17 protein-coding genes are annotated in these 17,880 nt (G+C 59.4%); 10 read left to right on the top strand and 7 right to left on the bottom strand.

Features of this window, described 5'->3' with window-relative positions:
• Positions 1-123: 123 nt before the first annotated feature.
• The 6 genes from HMPREF3155_RS09690 to HMPREF3155_RS09715 all read right to left on the bottom strand — a co-directional run bounded on the left by HMPREF3155_RS09690 (position 124) and on the right by HMPREF3155_RS09715 (position 5,631).
• Positions 124-1,302, bottom strand: coding sequence for an aminotransferase class I/II-fold pyridoxal phosphate-dependent enzyme (locus HMPREF3155_RS09690; RefSeq protein ID WP_070433206.1), 1,179 nt, complete (start codon positions 1,300-1,302; stop codon positions 124-126).
• On the bottom strand, positions 1,299-2,036 hold the full coding sequence (locus HMPREF3155_RS09695) for a 6-carboxyhexanoate--CoA ligase (RefSeq protein WP_246817726.1): 738 nt from the start codon (positions 2,034-2,036) through the stop codon (positions 1,299-1,301). Before HMPREF3155_RS09695 ends, HMPREF3155_RS09690 begins: the two co-directional genes overlap by 4 nt.
• A 214-nt stretch (positions 2,037-2,250) precedes the next feature.
• Complete coding sequence (locus HMPREF3155_RS09700; RefSeq protein ID WP_246817727.1) at positions 2,251-2,850, bottom strand: hypothetical protein; 600 nt, start codon at positions 2,848-2,850, stop codon at positions 2,251-2,253.
• Positions 2,851-2,974: 124 nt separating this feature from the next.
• Complete coding sequence (locus HMPREF3155_RS09705) at positions 2,975-3,439, bottom strand: DUF4190 domain-containing protein (RefSeq protein ID WP_070433207.1); 465 nt, start codon at positions 3,437-3,439, stop codon at positions 2,975-2,977.
• A gap of 138 nt (positions 3,440-3,577) precedes the next feature.
• The gene (locus HMPREF3155_RS09710; protein WP_246817728.1) at positions 3,578-5,371 is read right to left on the bottom strand and encodes a DEAD/DEAH box helicase; all 1,794 of its coding nucleotides are present in this window, start codon (positions 5,369-5,371) and stop codon (positions 3,578-3,580) included.
• An 8-nt stretch (positions 5,372-5,379) separates the two neighbouring features.
• Positions 5,380-5,631, bottom strand: a complete 252-nt coding sequence (locus HMPREF3155_RS09715) for a DUF3039 domain-containing protein (RefSeq protein WP_049192065.1) — start codon at positions 5,629-5,631, stop codon at positions 5,380-5,382.
• A 48-nt stretch (positions 5,632-5,679) separates the two neighbouring features.
• Between HMPREF3155_RS09715 and HMPREF3155_RS09720 the strand changes: the two genes are divergently transcribed.
• The 9 genes from HMPREF3155_RS09720 (at position 5,680) to galE (ending at position 15,508) form a co-directional block, all read left to right on the top strand.
• Positions 5,680-6,144: a DUF3099 domain-containing protein gene (locus HMPREF3155_RS09720; protein ID WP_083281303.1), complete on the top strand. Its 465-nt coding sequence runs from the start codon at positions 5,680-5,682 to the stop codon at positions 6,142-6,144.
• Positions 6,145-6,200: 56 nt separating this feature from the next.
• Complete coding sequence (locus HMPREF3155_RS09725; RefSeq protein WP_210385664.1) at positions 6,201-7,817, top strand: DUF7782 domain-containing protein; 1,617 nt, start codon at positions 6,201-6,203, stop codon at positions 7,815-7,817.
• Positions 7,817-8,272 carry a D-aminoacyl-tRNA deacylase gene (gene dtd, locus HMPREF3155_RS09730; protein ID WP_070433210.1) on the top strand — a complete coding sequence of 152 codons (456 nt, stop codon included), beginning with the start codon at positions 7,817-7,819 and terminating at the stop codon, positions 8,270-8,272. Before HMPREF3155_RS09725 ends, dtd begins: the two co-directional genes overlap by 1 nt.
• 437 nt (positions 8,273-8,709) lie before the next feature.
• Positions 8,710-10,065, top strand: coding sequence for an SLC5/6 family protein (locus tag HMPREF3155_RS09735; protein ID WP_061923643.1), 1,356 nt, complete (start codon positions 8,710-8,712; stop codon positions 10,063-10,065).
• Between the two features lie 53 nt (positions 10,066-10,118).
• Positions 10,119-11,492, top strand: coding sequence for an L-serine ammonia-lyase (locus HMPREF3155_RS09740; protein ID WP_061922955.1), 1,374 nt, complete (start codon positions 10,119-10,121; stop codon positions 11,490-11,492).
• A gap of 130 nt (positions 11,493-11,622) precedes the next feature.
• The gene (locus HMPREF3155_RS09745) at positions 11,623-12,363 is read left to right on the top strand and encodes a helix-turn-helix transcriptional regulator (protein WP_235591052.1); all 741 of its coding nucleotides are present in this window, start codon (positions 11,623-11,625) and stop codon (positions 12,361-12,363) included.
• Between the two features lie 183 nt (positions 12,364-12,546).
• Positions 12,547-13,560: a sigma-70 family RNA polymerase sigma factor gene (locus HMPREF3155_RS09750; protein WP_070433211.1), complete on the top strand. Its 1,014-nt coding sequence runs from the start codon at positions 12,547-12,549 to the stop codon at positions 13,558-13,560.
• Between the two features lie 283 nt (positions 13,561-13,843).
• Positions 13,844-14,524 (top strand): metal-dependent transcriptional regulator, encoded by a 681-nt coding sequence (locus HMPREF3155_RS09755; RefSeq protein WP_062040381.1) that lies wholly within the window; start codon positions 13,844-13,846, stop codon positions 14,522-14,524.
• Positions 14,525-15,508 (top strand): UDP-glucose 4-epimerase GalE, encoded by a 984-nt coding sequence (gene galE, locus HMPREF3155_RS09760; RefSeq protein ID WP_070433212.1) that lies wholly within the window; start codon positions 14,525-14,527, stop codon positions 15,506-15,508.
• Here the strand turns inward: galE and HMPREF3155_RS09765 are convergent.
• Complete coding sequence (locus tag HMPREF3155_RS09765) at positions 15,505-16,608, bottom strand: DUF4192 domain-containing protein (protein ID WP_061922968.1); 1,104 nt, start codon at positions 16,606-16,608, stop codon at positions 15,505-15,507. The two genes, galE and HMPREF3155_RS09765, sit on opposite strands and share 4 nt — an antisense overlap.
• 219 nt (positions 16,609-16,827) lie before the next feature.
• Here HMPREF3155_RS09765 and HMPREF3155_RS09770 point away from each other — a divergent pair, with 219 nt between their 5' ends.
• The gene (locus HMPREF3155_RS09770) at positions 16,828-17,862 is read left to right on the top strand and encodes a PAC2 family protein (protein WP_061922971.1); all 1,035 of its coding nucleotides are present in this window, start codon (positions 16,828-16,830) and stop codon (positions 17,860-17,862) included.
• Positions 17,863-17,880: the final 18 nt, after the last annotated feature.

Genomic DNA, 17,880 nt, shown 5'->3' on the forward strand with positions numbered 1-17,880 from the left:
GCAGACTCGCGGTACCAACTACCCCAAATCGACAGCCTTCGGCCATCACATAATCTGGCAGGCAGCACTAATGGAACTAACTCTCATTGTGATGGTTACTTTGTGGTGAGCGCCGCGGTCTCGTTATTGAGGCGCAGGGCCTACGGCATCGACAATGAGCGCAATATCATCCTCGGAGTAGTCGGCATGAGCTGTAAGTCTTAGCAATGCCTGTCCGAGCGGTACCGACGGATAGCGGATCGGAGAAACAATTACTCCCCTTTCAGCCGCCTGTGCCGCACACTCCATAGCTGCGTCCTCAGCGCCTACTGGCAAGACGATAATAGGTGCGGGCGAGTCCGCCACTTTCCATCCGTTCGCCCGCAGACGCTGCCGAAGGTTGTGCACGACGCGGGCAAGCCGTGGCACATGCGAAGGAACAAGAGCTAACGCCGCACTAATAGCAGCCGCCTGCGATGGTGGCATGGACGTTGAGAAGATATAGCTGCGGCAGCGTTGGCGGCATAGCTCGATAAGTGGCTCACTGCCCACGACGAAAGCGCCCGCCACACCTAGGGCTTTGCTAGCGGTACCGATATAGATATCCGGCAAAGGTAAATCGAAATGCTCACAAACGCCGCGTCCATTTCTGCCAAGTGTGCCGATCCCGTGCGCGTCATCGATCATCAACCAGGCGTTGTAATCCTGAGCAAGTTCCTGAAGCGCATGGAGATTCGCAAGCTCGCCGGACATGGAAAATACGCCGTCACTGACAATCAATCGGCGCTCTGATGCATCGGCAGCTAGCTGCTCTTCTAAGATTTTCACGTCGAGGTGCGGATAAACAGATGACCGGACCCCTTGGTAGCTCGACTTGGCCAGCCGGATGCCGTCGATGATGCTCGCATGATTATCAGCGTCAGAGAAAACAGAAAGTCTCTCGCCACGATCTCGCGCAGCTGCAGCAAGCGCAGGGATTACTCCCATGTTGGCGTGGTAACCCGAACCGAACACGAGCGCTGCCGGCGCACCGACAAAACCAGCCAGATCACGCTCGAGCGCGACATGATAATCACTCGTACCCGTAGTCAGTCGCGATCCTCCCGACCCCACCCCGGCGCGCAGCGTTGCTTCGTGGGCTGCGTCGGCAAGCGCGCGATTCGCCCCGAGCCCCAGGTAATCAGACGATCCCGCAAGCAGCGTTTCACGCCCATCGACCACGGTGCGCGGACTTTGACTACCGCTAATGATCCTTTCGACTCTTTCCAGACCACGCTCACGCCACGAAGCATTAGAACTGAATGCCCAGTCTTCCAGGCTCATTGCCAAGATCCTTCCACAAGGACAGGCTTTTCACGCAGCCACTGCTCTGTCGCCGGAAGTGCACTAAGTGCGCCTGAATAGAACAAGACACGTCCGCCTTGTTTCCCGCCTTCAGCCTTGACGTTGTGCAAAGCCGTATAGGAACCTTCGACCGCAACATAACCCGTGGTGTAGCTCGGGTCATCGGAAATACAGACTTCCGCGACAATGCCCGGCGCAGCAAGAGCCTTGGATGCTAAAGCAACGGCATCAGCCCGATGGTTCTTCGACTCGGCGCAAAGGAAATCAGACCAATCAAATGTTCCCACCCGAACGCCTCGTTGCTCGTGAGTGTCTAGACGCTCACCGGTTTCCGCGCAGACGATGCTCGCACCGCGCATATCGCGGGTGCGGTACAGAAGCTCGATACCTCGGCGGGCTGCACTTTCGGAAACACGGTTGTTCCTAGCGAGCACGGCTATCATCGCTGTTTGTGCAGACTCCGGGTTCTCGCAGTCCTGTGTACTAACTTTCAAGGCACTGACATGAGCAATGTCGCTTGCTGCAACCGCCCTCGTAGCAATGTTGATGGAATCCGGCACGCCCTTCTCATGCCGCAACGCCCGAGTGGCAAGCTCTGAGCTCACGCGAGGAACAAGGTGTGGTTCCACGATGCGTTCAGCGCCCGAGATATGCCTACCTTCAAGGCTTGCACGCATCTTAATACTCATCAGCACAGTCGAGATTTCTGCCATGCAGGTATCGTAGCCCAGCATCTTGAACACCGTTCAATAATTATCAAACAGGGTTAATCCCCTCTCCTAGTTCCGCTCGGAAACGCACTTACCGACGCCAAGTGACGGTGCGACTGCGACTTCCACGAGACATTAAGAACCCCCACGTGCCTTCCAACCACGTATATGGTCGGGGCTCGTGGGGGTTACTTAGTGCAGTGTGTGGGTATTTCCCTTACTGCTGCGCTGCGGTGCCCAGGGTATCCTCCATGCAGGCCTGCTGCTGGGCAGGGTCCTGCAGCTCCAGGCACTTGTCGGCGCCAGTGTCGCCGAGGACCTTCACGCCGAGGGCCATGACGGCGATGGTGCCACCGAGAGCCAGGATGGAAGTAATTAGGCCGACGATGGACATCCAGGTGCGGCGCAGCTCCTTCGGGCGCTTGCTGCCAACGACCAGCGCGATGATGGAGACGATGATGCCGATTGGGCCAAGCAGCAGCGGCGGAACAATCAGCAGCAGGGACAGCAGCGCGATGATGCCGATGACCATCGCCCAGATAGCAACGGCGTTCTTCTTTGCCGGCTGGCTGTCAGCACCAGCGTAGGCCGGGTAGCCGGTGCCAGCGGCGGTTGCGTTAGCGTCCGTGGCGTATGCGTCGTGAGCGCGCTCCTCGTTGGCCTTGGAGGTTGCCTCACCGTAGGACGGCAGCTTGCTGGTGCTGTCGCTGCTAAATGGGCTCTTTGCGTTGTCCGGGTTCTCTGGGTTGTTCAGGTTGTTCGGGTTCTCTGGGTTGTTCGGGTTGTTCGGGTTCTCTGGGTTGTTCGGGGTGGTCATGCGTTTGGCCTCCTTGGGGCAGCCCTAATAGCGTGCTTTTATCGAATATGTGCGTTAAATAGCTTATGCGTTTGTAAACGCTTCCGGCCACGTTACTGACGGAACCTGTGAAATCACTGGCAATCTAGTTTTGAGTAGCGCCGTCCAAAGAATCTTCCATGCAGGCTTGCTTTTGCGCTGGGTCATCGATGGTCATGCACATTTCAGGGTCAGGCGTCATCGTCCAACCAATGTGCGTATACAAGTAAATCGAGAAAGCAACGGACAAGATCAAAGCGATAATTGAGGTAATCAAGCCGGCGATGGACATCCAGGTGCGGCGCAGCTCTTTTGGTCGCTTCTTGCCTTTTAGCAATGCGACGATGGAGACGATGATGCCAATCGGCCCCAGCAGCAGCGGTGGAACAACTAGGAACAAAGACACCAGCGCAATGATGCCGATTACGAGAGCCCAAATAGCGATCACGCTTTTCTTTTCGGCTTGAGGTTCACCGACACCACCACCGGCATAGGCCGGGAATACCGCACCTTCGGCGCTGTCGGAATTCTTCCCGTTGCCCGGGGTGTGAGGGTCGTTCGGGGTGGTCATACGCTTGGCCTCCTTGAGTGCTGCCCACAAGCCTTAATCGTGTTATCGCTAATCGTTCTATTGCTTTTGACTACTGCTTTTGACTAAGTTACCCACGCTGGGTGCGCTCCACGCTAGGAGTGCACCGCGTCGCGTCACCTACCACTTGCGCAGGTACTCGATGCGCTGGCGCAGTTGCTCGGCGTCGCAAAGCGCGGTGGGTGGGCCGCCGCAGGCCTTGCGGACCTCGGTGTGAATGGCGCCGTGGGGGCGGCCGGTGCGCTGCGCGGTAATGGAGACAACGGTGTTGAGCTCCTTGCGCAGGTTGCCAATCTCATCCACCACGCCGGTGGATTCTTGGTTGTTGGCTGGTTCCTCACGGCGCTTCGGGGCGTACTGCATGCCGTAGAGCTTGCGGCGCTGTTCCTCAGCGGCCTCAGCAGCCCGGCGCGCCTTCTCCTCTGCTTCGCGGCGGTCGAGTTCCTCCGACTGCTTTTTGCGCAGCAGGTCCTTGACCTGGTCGGCGTCGAGAAGCCCGGGGATGCCCAGGAAGTCCGCATCGACGTCTTCGGTGATATCGCCGGTGTTGAACTGCGAGCCGTTAAACAGCAAGCCGGAAAATTCCGCCTCAGCGCCGAGGGCCTCGTAGGAGGGCTCGAGCATGTCGGGCTCAGACTTCTTAGTATTGGCCTCCGCCAATAGCTCGTCGTCCCAGCCCTCTTTATCGGGGCCCTTTTCCTCACCCAGGACATGGTTGCGTTCCTTTTCCATGTTCTCAGCCAGGCCCAGCAGCACCGGCACGGAAGGCAGGAACACCGAGGCGGTCTCACCGGGCATACGCGATCGCACGAAGCGGCCGATTGCCTGCGCGAAGAACAGCGGAGTCGAGGCCGAGGTGGCGTAAACGCCCACCGCTAGGCGCGGGACGTCGACGCCCTCAGACACCATGCGCACTGCCACCATCCACTCGTCGGTGGACTTGGAAAACTCCTCAATGCGGTCCGAGGAGCCCGGGTCATCGGACAAAATCACCGAGACCGGGGTCGAGGAAATCTGCTTCAGCAGCTTCGCGTAGGCACGCGCGGTCTGCGTATCGGTAGCAAGCACCAGGCCGCCGGCGTCCGGCATGTTGCGGCGCATCTGCATAAGGCGCGTGTGTGCGGCCTGCAGCACCGCCGGGATCCACTCGCCCTTCGGGTCCAGCGCCGTCTTCCATGCACGGGCTGTCTGCTCAGGGTTCAAGATATCGCCCAGACGCGCGGCGTATTCCTCACCCGCGGAGTCACGCCAACGCGCCTCGCCCGAGTAAGACAAGAACACAACGGGGCGCACGACGCCGTCGCGAAGCGCATCGCCATAGTTATAGGCGTGATCCGAGCGAGAGACCAGGTGGCCCTCGCCGTCCTGCTCGTAGCGCACGAAAGGAATCTGCGAGTCATCCGAGCGGAAAGGCGTACCGGTAAGCGCCAAGCGGTGCTCGACGTCGTCATAAGCCTCACGCACGCCGTCGCCCCAGCTCTTGGCGTCACCGGCGTGGTGAATCTCATCCAGGATCACCAACGTACGGCGCGCCGAAGCCACCGCGCGGTGCTTGAACGGGTGCATGCCCACCTGGGCATAGGTCACCACGATGCCGTCCATCGCCGGGTTCACGGCAGAAGAATTCGAGAAGTTCGGATCCAGCGCCAAGCCCACCCGCGCGGCCGACTGGGACCACTGAATCTTCAGGTGTTCAGTAGGCACCACGACGATGACGCGCTCAACCGTGCGGTCTTCCATCAGCTCCGTGGCAATGCGCAGAGCGAAGGTGGTCTTACCTGCACCAGGCGTTGCCACGGCCATGAAGTCCTGCGGCTTTTTGGCCAGGAACTTATCGAGGGCGGCCTGCTGCCAGGCGCGTAGCTTTCCGTTGTTGGCGAATCTTCTGGGGTTGCGGGACACAGAATTACTCACCGGGCGGCTCACTTGCGGCGCAGGCCCTTGTACACGCGCTCACAATCCGGGCATACCGGGGAGCCGGGCTTTGCCTGCTTGGTTACGGGGAAGGTCTCGCCACACAGCGCAACGACGTACTTACCGTTGACTGCGGAGTCCAAAATCTGGTCTTTCTTTACGTAATGAAAGAACTTCGGGGTGTCATCAGAAGTGGACGTGTCCTCGCGGACGTCGGGGCGTTCAATCGTCTTAGTCGTCGTACTCACTCCACCAATCATGCCGCATCGGTGTCGAAGTTCGCACCTCGCCCGTCTACCCTTGTACGCATGTCCCCCAAGAACTCGCGCGATAGGTTAAGCCGAAATTCCTCCGGCACCCCACAAACGGGGCGGCGCGGATGGGCGCGCCCTTTCCAACGCCGCGAAGCCCACCTCATCACCACCGCCCAGCTCTCCCCGGGCCAGCAGTTGCATCGGCGCGAAGTCACCTATTCCATCCTGCAGTTTCTGCGCGTCCCCTCCCTCCTCATAGGCGGCGCGCTCATGTACTTCTTCGACGCCTGGCTCGCCGGCACCTTAATCATCGCCGTTACCTTCCCGCTGCCGTGGATCGCCGTGGTGATTGGTAACGCGCAGGGCCAGCGCAAGGACAAGCGCGAAAAGAACATCTATAAGCCGGCGCTTGCCCGCCAGATGGCGCAAATGCAGGCAGAGCAACTAGCCCAGCCCAAGCGCGAGGGCATCGAGCAGCGGTCTGCCGAGACCATCGATCATGACGACGACTCGCAATAATCGGCATAGATAAACAGATTAAGAAATAAGGCTGGAGAAAAGACGGAGAAAAGATGATGACTAAATTTGGACCTGACTTCAATCCCGAGCTCCCCGTCGCCGCCGTCGCCGCGGAGCTTGGCGAGTTCTTAAGCTCCCACGGTTTCACCGCCGACGGCATCGCCGGGCACTTGGGCCCCGAATACACCGAGGCGCTTCACCGCGGCGAGCCGGCCGCTGTGGCCCTGGGCGCTGCGGGTGATACCACCTTGGACGCGCTCATCCGTCTGTTTATCCTGCACGACGCCGTGGCTCCGACGCAGCTTTCCGACGTCCTCGGCGCCCGCCTTGCCACCAAGCTCATGGATGCAGGCGTCGCACAACTCGACGAGTCCGGCAATGCCTACATTGCCTATGACATCCGCCCACACATCATCGTCGGCACCAACCGCCTGGTCTTCTCTGACGTGGATGCTTCCCTGGTGGACCACGTCCCGGGCTCCGAGCACGTGCTCGGCGTGGGAGCGGCCAGCCTCTCGCTTTTGCAATCGACGCCGCTTACTCCGGTGGAGACCACATTGGACCTAGGCACCGGCTCCGGCGTGCAGCTGCTCGGCCAGCTTTCCACCGCCGCCCACGTGACGGCCACCGACCTACACTCCCGCGCTCTGGACCTCGCGCGCGCCACGCTGGCCGCCGCAGGCCCCGCGGCAGAAGAAAAGGTCGAACTGCTCCAGGGCTCCTGGTTTGAACCAGTAGCCAGCCGCCGCTTCGATCGCATCGTGGCCAACCCGCCTTTCGTGGTGGGCCTGCCGGAAGTCGGCCACATCTACCGCGACTCCGGGCTTAACCTGGACGGCGCCAGCGAGCTCGTGGTCTCCCAGGCAGTCGAGCACCTCGCACCAGGCGGCAGCGCACACATCTTGGGAGCATGGGTCCACCAGGGCGAACAGTCCTGGCAGCAGCGCGTGGCCTCCTGGCTTCCAGAAAAGGGCGTGGCCGCCTGGATAATCCAGCGCGACGTCGCCGACCCTGCCCTCTACGTCTCCACCTGGCTCAAGGACGAGTCCGTGGATGTTCGCAGCGACCTCGGCCGCGAGCGCGCCCGGCTTTGGCTTGAGCACTTTAACGAGCACGACGTCACCGGCATCGGCTTTGGTTTTGTGGCCATCCAGCGCATCGACGATGACGAGCCTTCCGACGTCCTCGCCGAGTACATGCCGCAGCCTTTCACCGATCCCCTGGGCCCAGAAGTAGAGGAATACTTCGCGCGCGTGGCCTGGCTCCGAGGTCTTGTCCCGGGCGAGCTAGAGACCAAGCACTTCCAGGTCCGCCCCGGCGTGGCCCGCGAGGACGTGCAGCTTCCCGACGCCGAGTTGGGCATGGGCTTTGCCCCCGCCGCGCTGCGCCTTACCCGCACGGAGGGCCCACGCTGGTCCCACGACGTCGACAAGCACATCGCGGCCATCGTCGCCGGCTTAAACCCAGCGGGGCTCTCCCTTGGCGAGACCATCGAGCTCTACGCCGCAGCCCAGGGCTTCGATGAGGAGGAGCTGGTGGCCTCCGCGCTGCCGGCCATGGTTGACCTCATCCGCCACGGCCTCATTATCCCCACCGAGCTGGCCCCGTTCTGCAACCTCGAGGCAGGCGCGGTCGCTGCCGGCCAAAACCTAACTGCGGAGGAGGAAGACTAATGCGCGCAGTTTTAACCCGAGTATCCAGCGCTTCAGTGACCGTGGAGGGCGAGGTCGTAGGCGCTATCGACTGCCCAGAAACCGGCGGGCTCCTCGCCCTTGTGGGAGTATCGCGCGAAGACACTGCAGTAAATACTGCAGAGCTAGAAGCCAAGATAGAAAAGATGGCGCGCAAGATTGCCGAGCTACGCATCCTCGAAGGCGAGAAATCCGTCAAGGAAGCAGGCGCTCCCGTACTGGTAGTTAGCCAGTTTACGCTCTATGGCAAGACCGCCAAGGGCCGCCGCCCCTCTTGGTCTGATGCCGCGCCCGGGGATGCAGCAGAGCCTGTGATTGAGAAAATCATTGCAGGACTTCTTGCACGCGGCGTCCACGTTGAGACCGGAAAGTTCGGCGCGATGATGGAAGTTGCATCCGTCAATCAAGGCCCCTTCACCGTTCTGGTGGAAACCTAAAGGGGATCAATTAAAACCAAGGGGCAGAAGATGCCCCAACGGCGCAGGTGCTTTTACCTGCGCTTTTTCTTATTGGATGTGACTTAGTTCATCGTTTAATTTAGGGTGTTGAACAAAGCACAATCTGGCGTAAAACTCAAATTTTGAGGGAGTGATAAAAAACGTACTTGCAATGCGATAATTTATTATCAAATCTTCTCCAAACAGGCTTATGATAAAGACACAGCGAAGCAACAAGGGCTGAAGCTGCAGGACACAGAGTTGAAAAGTCCAACTGCAGTTGCAAAATTGTAGCCGCGAGAAAATTCTCAAGACTTGCAAAGTTGCGCCAAGCTCTAAGGCTTCGGTCAACCAACTAGAGACATCAAGGAGACCAAAAAATGTCTCACTCAGTCTTGCGGAAAGACACCGCTAATCATCCGGAGAATGAGCCAAACATGCCTGAGAACATGAAGACCTCAAAAGCAGTCAAAGCTGAACAAGCCGCAGGATTCGATCCTGCAGAATCCCCATTCGCCGGCACCACCGGCGCACCGAAGTGGAACAACTCCGACCTAACCTGGATGCTCTCCCTCTTCGGCACCGCAATCGGTGCAGGCGTTCTGTTCCTCCCAATCAACGCCGGCATCGGCGGCATCATCCCGCTCATCATCATGACGGTTGTTGCCCTGCCGATGACCTACTGGGCACACCGCGGCCTGGCTCGCCTGGTTCTCTCCAGCTCCAAGCCATCCGGTGACCTGACCGACGTCGTCGAGGAGCACTTCGGCATCAAGGCAGGCGTGTTCATGAACATCCTGTACTTCCTGTCCGTCTACCCCATCCTCTTGGTCTACTCCGTGACCATCACCAACACGGTTAACTCCTTCCTGGAGAACCAGCTCGGCGTCACCCCGCCGGACCGCTGGCTGACCTCCCTGCTGCTCGTCGGCGGCCTCATCCTCATCGTCCGCATGGGCAAGGATGTCATCGTCCACGTCATGTCCTGGCTGGTCTACCCATTCATCGCCGTCCTGGTCCTCCTGTCCATCTACCTCATCCCGAAGTGGAACACCGCACTGTTCGATTCCTTCGACCTGAACGTTGCCCGTGAAGCTTCCGGCCACAGCTTGGGCGTCACCCTGATGCTCCTGGTTCCGGTTATGGTCTTCTCCTTCAACCACTCCCCGATGATTTCCTCCTTCGCAGTTGACCGCCGCGAGACCTACGGCAAGTTCGGCGAGGTCAAGGCACGCACCATCCTGCTGCGCGCAGAAATCCTCATGGTCGTCGTCGTTATGTTCTTCGTCTTCTCCTGCGCACTGTCACTGTCGCCAGCTGACATGGCAGAAGCAAAAGCCCAGAACATCACCATCCTGTCCTACCTGGCTAACCACTTCGATACCCCGATCATCCAGTGGATTGCACCGATTATCGCAATGATCGCTGTTGCAAAGTCCTTCCTCGGCCACTACCTCGGCGCTGCTGAGGGCTTCGAAGGCCTCATCCTCAAAGGCAACAAGAACCTCGACAAGGACGACGCTGCAACCGCTCGCAAGCTCGGCACCATCACCCTCATCTTCATGCTGGTTACCGCATGGCTGACCGCTTGGGCAGACCCATCCATCCTGGGCATGATTGAGACCCTGTGTGGCCCGACGATTGCACTCATCCTCTTCCTCATCCCGATGTGGGCAATCCACAAGGTTCCTGCACTGCAGCGCTTCAAGGGCCAGGCTTCCAACTACTTCGTCTTCTTCATGGGCCTGGTAGCTGTCGCCACCATCCTCTACACCATCGTCCAGGCTTTCTAAACACTAGAAACCCCCGGACCCCCTCTCCCCCTCGGAAGATTCAAGGAAAAGCAATGTTCATCAGCATTTTCGATATGTTCAAGATCGGCATCGGCCCCTCAAGCTCACACACGCTTGGCCCAATGAAGGCTGGTAAGGCGTTCGTAGATGAGCTGAAAGAAAAGGACATCTTCGACCACGTCACCCGCATTCAAGCCAACGTGTACGGTTCCCTCTCGCTTACCGGCATCGGTCACTCCACCGATAAGGCCATCCTCCTGGGCCTGGCCGGCGAGGTGCCAGAGACCGTAGACATCGACGGCATCAACGAATTCGTGAAGAACGTTCGCACCTCCGAAAAGCTCATGCTCGGTGGTACCCGCGAGGTCGATTTCCCGAAGGAAGGCGGCTTCTACTTCCACAACGAGTACCTGCCGATGCACGAGAACGGCATGTGCCTCATCGCCTTCAACGGTGATGAAGAGTTGCTCCACAAGACCTACTACTCCATCGGCGGCGGTTTCATTGTCTCCCAGGAAGATTTTGCAAAGCGCGGCGAGGACAACGTCAAGGTTCCTTACGCCTACGCAAGCGCACAGGAAATGCTCGCCCTCTGCGAGCAGCACAACTTGACTCTTCCAGAGCTGGGCATGGCCAACGAGCTGGCACACGCCACCGAAGAAGAGGTCAAGGAGCACATGCGCAAGGTCCGCGATGTCATGTACACCGGCATCGAGCGTGGCTCATCAACTGACGGCCCTCTGCCGGGCCAGCTCCTCGTCCCACGCCGTGCTGCTGCGCTCAAGCGCCTGCTGGAAACGGATGAGCCGCACGATGGCCTCAACATCCTCGACTGGGTCAACATGTTCGCGCTTTCCATCTCCGAGGAAAACGCTTCGTGTGGCCGCGTGGTCACCGCTCCTACCAACGGCGCTTGCGGCATCGTCCCAGCAGTCATCGCCTACTACGACAAGTTCGTTGAGCCGGTCACCGAGGAGATGTTCTCCGACTACATCTTCGCCTGCAACCAGATTGCTTCGCTGTACAAGATGAATGCATCCATCTCGGGTGCAGAGGTTGGTTGCCAGGGCGAGGTCGGCGTCGCCTGTTCCATGGCCGCCGGCGGTCTGGCTCAGCTCATGGGCGCTACCCCAGAGCAGGTCTGCATCGCAGCCGAAATCGCTATGGAGCACAAGCTCGGCTTGACCTGTGACCCGGTCCTGGGCCAGGTACAGATTCCGTGCATCGAGCGCAACGCAGTCGCTGCAGTTGACTCCATCACCAGCGCCCGCATGGCCCTTGAGCGCGAGTCCAAGCCATGCGTCAGCCTCGATGACGTCATCTGGACGATGTACAAGACGGGTAAGGATATGAACGCCAAGTACCGCGAGACCTCCCAGGGTGGCCTTGCACTGGCTATCCACCCACCTATCCCAGTCTGCGGCTAATACTGCCGTAAGGCACACCTTGAGCGGGTGAACACAGCGCTTGGCCGCTCGTGTTTACCCGCTTTTTGTCGTGTTAATATCTATCCAACTTTCTTAAAGTGTCAGGAACTTAAAGGACATGCTTCAGCTGATGAATGAACTCAACAGTCATGGCATAGACCAAGATTTCCTCGGGCAGTACGTACCACTCGTCGAATTTCTAGGCCAGGCCTTGGGCCCAAACACTGAGATCGTTCTGCACGATCTCGATGTCCCAGATCAGTCAATCATCGCCATTGCGAACGGCCACATCTCCGGCCGCCAGATTGGCGGTCCTGTAACTGATTTCGCCCTGTGGTTTATGAAACAAGGCGACGCCTCCGCCGTCCCCATGATGACCGGCTACCGGGCCGTCAACACGGAAGGCAAGATTTGCCACTCCTCTAGCTACTTCCTGCGTGATGAGACGGGCCACATGCGCGGCATGCTGTGCATCAACGTCGACATCTCGGATCTCGTAGCAATCCGCAACGCCGCCAGCTTCCTCATCGGCAACACCGAGGAAGCACCGGACAAGGCCGAAGCCTTCGGCGGCTACCCGGGAGCACGCACAGCCCATGCTGCCGTGGCCCCAGAGCCAGAGCCAGAGGAAGCGGTCAGCGAATCGCTGCGCGACAACGTAGAGAACCTGTTGGACTCCATGCTGGACTCCGCGATTTCTACCCAGTCCGTGCCTGTCCGACGCATGCAGCGCGACGAGCGCATCGAGGTCGTTCGCGCCCTCGAAGATAGCGGCTTTTTCCTCTTGAAGGGCGGAATCGCCGCCGCGGCAGAGCGCCTCAGGGTCTCCGAGCCGACCATCTACCGATACTTGGTAAAGGTGCGTAGCTAGCCGGCCCCAATGGCCAACTGCAAGGTCAAACTGCCCATGCCATGAGTGAGCCCTCCCCCGTATGCGGGGAGGGCCTCCTTTATGTCTGCACTACTTTTGAAAAATTTTTCTAAACCGGGGAACTAAACGCGCAAGCACTTCGTTGTACCTCATGTACAAAGCCGCAACCTCAGGAGGCTAGAGATGGCTGAAAAGTCCCACACCAAGGCCGCTGACCTTGGAAGCAATTCAAATGAAGAGGAGCCGGAGGTAGACCGCGGCTCACGCCGCAACCAGACCAATGACAACCCTTCCGCCGACTTGGTCCGTGTTTATCTCAACGGCATCGGCAAAACCGCACTGCTCAGCGCTGAAGATGAGGTAGAACTCGCCCAGCGCATCGAGGTTGGTCTCTACGCCGAGTACAAGCTGGCGAATGCAGAAAAGGTCACCCGCGCCGAAAAGCGTGATCTCAAAATTCTGGTCCGGGAAGGCAAGAAGGCACGCTCCCACCTGCTGGAGGCAAACCTGCGCTTGGTCGTTTCGCTTGCGAAACGCTACACCGGCCGCGGCATGCCACTTCTGGATCTCATCCAGGAAGGCAACCTGGGCCTTATCCGCGCCATGGAGAAGTTTGATTACGCCAAGGGCTTTAAGTTCTCCACCTACGCCACCTGGTGGATCCGTCAGGCCATTACCCGCGGCATGGCTGACCAGTCCCGCACCATCCGTCTGCCAGTCCACCTGGTAGAGCAGGTCAACAAGCTCTCCCGCATCAAGCGTGAGATGTACCAGTCCCTGGGCCGCGAGGCCACCAATGAGGAGCTGGCTGAAGAGTCCGGCATCGAGGAATCCAAGATCGAGATGCTGCTGCGTCAGTCCCGCGATCCTGTCTCCCTCGACATGCCTGTAGGCACCGATGAGGAAGCACCACTGGGTGACTTCATCGAGGACGCCGAAGCTACCGACGCCGAATCCGCCGTTGTGGCGGCAATGCGCCACTCCGATATTCGCGGTGTCATCGACACCCTTGAGGAGCGCGAGCAGGACGTCATCCGCCTGCGCTACGGCTTGGACGACGGTGTCCCGCGCACCCTGGATCAGATTGGCCGCAAGTTTGGCCTTTCCCGTGAGCGTGTGCGCCAGATTGAGCGCGAGGTCATGGCCAAGCTGCGTGACGGCAACCGTGCAGACCGCCTGCGTGAGTACGCACTCTAATCTTTAGCCCTCTCCTGAGAAATTCTCTTCACCCTGTCAGCCACTTCTCCTTTAATAGGCAGTAGCTGACAGGGTTTCAATCTTTTATAGGTAGAATATGTGAAGCTACACCGCGCCGAAAGCAAGAGATGCGTTTATCCCTTTCGGAAGCAGGCTCGGCAAAGTGCGGTATTGTTTAGTTATTGTTCGAAGACGCTGCGAGCCATGTCGCCCGCACCGAAAGGTGCGTTCCGGCCTTTTTGCTCACGGCGCCTTTCACCATCGTGCAGAAAGGTATGCCCACGTGAGGGACCTAGTTGATACCACTGAAATGTACCTGCGTACCATCTACGAACTTGAGGAAGAAGGCATCACGCCCCTGCGCGCGCGTATCGCCGAGCGCCTTGAGCAGTCAGGGCCCACGGTATCTCAGACCGTTGCACGCATGGAACGCGATGGCCTGCTGCACGTGCGCACCGACCGCAGCCTCGACCTCACCGCCCAGGGCCGCGAGCTCGCCACGGCGGTGATGCGTAAGCACCGCCTCGCGGAGCTTTTGCTTACCAACGTCCTGGGGCTCGACATTCACAAGGTCCACGACGAAGCCTGCCGCTGGGAGCACGTCATGAGCGAGGAAGTAGAAAAGCGCGTTGTCGCCGTGCTTTCCGACGCCACCCGCTCCCCCTTCGGCAACCCCATCCCGGCGTTGGATCAATTAGGCATCGAGGTTGGCGAGGCACCGAGCGGCACCCGCGCCATCGACCTTCCCAACGGCGTAGAGACCAAAGCTACTATCACGCAGATTAACGAGATCTTGCAGGTAGATTCCGCCACGTTCCGCGATATCAACGCAGCCGGCGTCGTAGTGGGTGCGCCCGTCACCGTGGTCAACGCCAACGGTGCGGTGACCCTTACCACCGAATCAGGTGCCAAGATTGAGCTGCTCGACGATCTGGCACACGCAATCCGCATTGAGGTGAAGTAAATGAAACTCCTAGTCACTGGCGGCGCAGGCTACGTCGGCTCCGTCTGCGCGGCGGTTCTGCTGGAAGCAGGCCACGAAGTCACCATCATCGATAACTTCACAACCGGCAACCGCGAGGCAGTTCCGGCAAACGCGCGCCTGGTAGAAGGCGATGTCGCCGACGTTGCCGATGAGGTGCTCTCCGAGGGCGGCTTCGACGGAGTTGTCCACTTCGCTGCCCGCTCGCTAGTTGGCGAGTCGGTGGAAATCCCTGCCGACTACTGGGAGCACAACGTTGTCACCTCCCTGAAGCTGCTCAACGCCATGCGCGCTCACGGTGTCAACAACCTGGTCTTCTCCTCTACCGCCGCCACCTACGGCGAGCCGCAGCAGGTGCCTATCACCGAGGACATGCCGACCCAACCCACCAACCCTTATGGCGCGTCCAAGCTGTCCATCGACTACATCATCACCTCCTTTGCCAAGGCTTATGGCCTAGGCGCCACTTCGTTGCGCTACTTCAACGTCGCGGGCGCTTACGGCCTCATCGGCGAAAACCGCGAGGTGGAGACCCACCTGATTCCGCTGGTGCTACAAGTAGCTTTAGGCCACCGCGACAAGATCTTCATGTTCGGTGATGATTACCCCACCACCGATGGCACCGCCGTGCGCGATTACATCCACATCCGCGACCTCGCCGAGGCACACCTGCTCGCGCTTCAGAGCAACGAGCCGGGCACCCACCGCATCTACAACTTGGGCTCCGGCGATGGCTACTCCGTCAAGCAGGTCATCGAGATGTGCCGCGAGGTCACCGGCCACGAAATCCCGGCAGAGATTGCTCCCCGGCGCGCCGGCGACCCAGCCACCCTGGTTGCTTCCTCCGAGAAGATCAAGGTCGAACTGGGCTGGAACCCCACCCGCACGGATCTGCGCACCATCGTCACCGATGCTTGGAACTTCACCAAGCAGCTCGGCGATAAGGCTCATTCCGCCAAGCGCTAAGCCACTTTGCCGTCCCGGGCTTGCAGCGCCATGGAACGCGCAACCCCAGAGGAATGGCGCAGGGCTTCGGTCAGCTGGCTTGCTAGTCCCTTGCGGTAGAGCTGGTGGACCAGATTGCCGAAGGTATGCTCTGGGGCTTCCTCCAGCAGGATATTCAGCGCTGGCCCTGCCAGCTGGTAGCGCTCCATCTGCAGCTGCGCGATGGCATAAAGCACCAGCGCGTTATAGCGGATGACTCCCTCGAAGGTCTTCGCCGTGGCTAGCATCAGGATGGCCGCTTTGTCTGGCCGCTCGCAGAGCTTCTCGATGACCAGGTCGCGCGACCACGTGGTGGCCAGCCAGGTGGCGGCGGTCTCGAGAGCCTCGACGTCGCCAAGCGTGGCGTGTAAATCCTGCACCGCGCGCAGCTGCCACCACGCATCATCCAGGAACTCCTCAAGCGCTAACTCTGGGTCATCCTCGTAGAGCTCGATCTCTTCACGGAATTGCTGTGCCGCAGCCCGTGCGCGCTCTGCAATCTCGCGGCCCAACACCGTTCCTACCTGGTTATTGCCCGGCGCGAGCTTGGCATAGAGCTCCTCACGCGTTAGCTCCGGGATAAAGTCCTTATCCACGCAGTGGTGCATGGTGGGCGCAGAAGTCAGCGGTGGAATCTTTCCTTCCTGCCAATTCTTCATCGGCCCCTTGCCCTCGTGGTTGACGGCGCCGAAGAGAATTTCATAGCTGCCGCCGGTGATGATCTCCGGGGTATGCCAGGCGGCGTCGATGTCCATGCCGTCGTTGTGCTTGTGCAAGCCGTACATCCACTCGGCCAATGTGTCGACTTCGCTGGGTGGGCGCTGGGTGATAAAGAAGGCGAAGACGCCCTCGGTGCGGTCGGTGGTAATTGTCTGCCAAACTTCCTCCGTCGCCGCCTTGGCGTCTGCGAAGTCCACGCGTGCGACGGGGCCCAACGCTATGCCGTGTGGTGAAGGCTCGAAGGTTAGAAAGACTACGGAATCGGTGGGATAGAACCCGAGCACTCCTGGCAGGTTGGCCAAAAGGTGTCCCGGGGTGTTGATCGGTGGATAGCTGTGCTGATGTGTGTCTTGCTTGCTCATAGCACTCACTATGCGCGAGCGCGCGGGCCACACACTAGGGTCAGTCTTCCAAAACGGCCGAATCTGTGGATAACTCATCGCGACGCCACCTGCCATCCGGGGCTTTTAGGATCCTAAAGGGCGAAATTCAGGAATACTTGTTTAAGGCTCGGTGTTGAAAGCGGTAAGTGTCTTCCGAAGCTGTATTGTCGGAGCACAGGTTAAGGAGGTATCGCACGCATGCATGATGATCAAAGGCGCATCTACGAATTGGAATACCCAGCCCCAGTGGTGAAGGATTCTTCCAGTGAGGATAAAGGCCCCACGATGATCGTGGCTATGCACGGCTATGCCGATGCCGGCCAGGCGGTGGAGGCCTCTGCCGATCACTTGAAGGCCGCGCTGGAAAGCCGCCAGCTCGCCTCCTTCAATAGCGACGAGCTCATGGACTACCGCTCGCGCCGCCCCATGGTCACCATTGACCATGACCGCACCGTAGAAATCGAAAACATTGAGCTCGGAATCAAGGTGCTGCGCGATAACTCCGGCAAGTCTTTCCTGCTGCTTTCCGGCCCTGAGCCGGACCTTCGCTGGGAGGCTTTCACCGAAGCCGTCGTGGGCATTGCAGAGAAGTTCGATGTACACGACACGATCCTTCTCTACGCCGCCCCGATGCCGGTTCCGCATACGCGCCCCACGGTGATTACCGCGCACGGCAACTCCCCTGAGTTGGTAGGCCGCATGATGAAGATTGAGCAGACCATGATGGTTCCAGGCTCGGCCGCCCTCTTCCTGGAAAAGGCACTGGATAAAAAGGGCCGCAACGTCGCTGGCTTTACCGTTTCGGTCCCGCATTACCTGGCTTCCTCACCGTATCCGCAGGGTACTTTCTCCCTGCTGAACTCGGTGTCGAACGCCGCAGGCCTCAACCTGCCTCTGCGCAGCTTAGAAGAAGACATCACGCGCGTGAACCAGCAGCTCGAGGAACAGGTCATGGACTCCGAGGAGGTTTCCTCCGTGGTCCAGCAGCTCGAGCAGCAGTATGACCACTACCACGAGCGTTACCGCAAGGAGCACCCGAATGCTTTGCTGCCGGGTGAGGAATCCGTGCCCTCCGGCGAGGAAATCAGTGCGGAGTTCCAGGCTTTCCTAGCGAACCTGGACGGTGATTCCGAGCAGCGCCACGAGGTTCTGGACAGCGAGATCGATGACCGCGAAGATGCCGCCGATCGCGCTGCAGAAGATGACGAAGATAATCAGGAAGGCGAGAACTAGCCTCTTTCCACACGGCGG

This window comes from Corynebacterium sp. HMSC06D04, assembly GCF_001807315.1.
GTDB classification, from domain to species: Bacteria; Actinomycetota; Actinomycetes; order Mycobacteriales; family Mycobacteriaceae; genus Corynebacterium; species Corynebacterium simulans.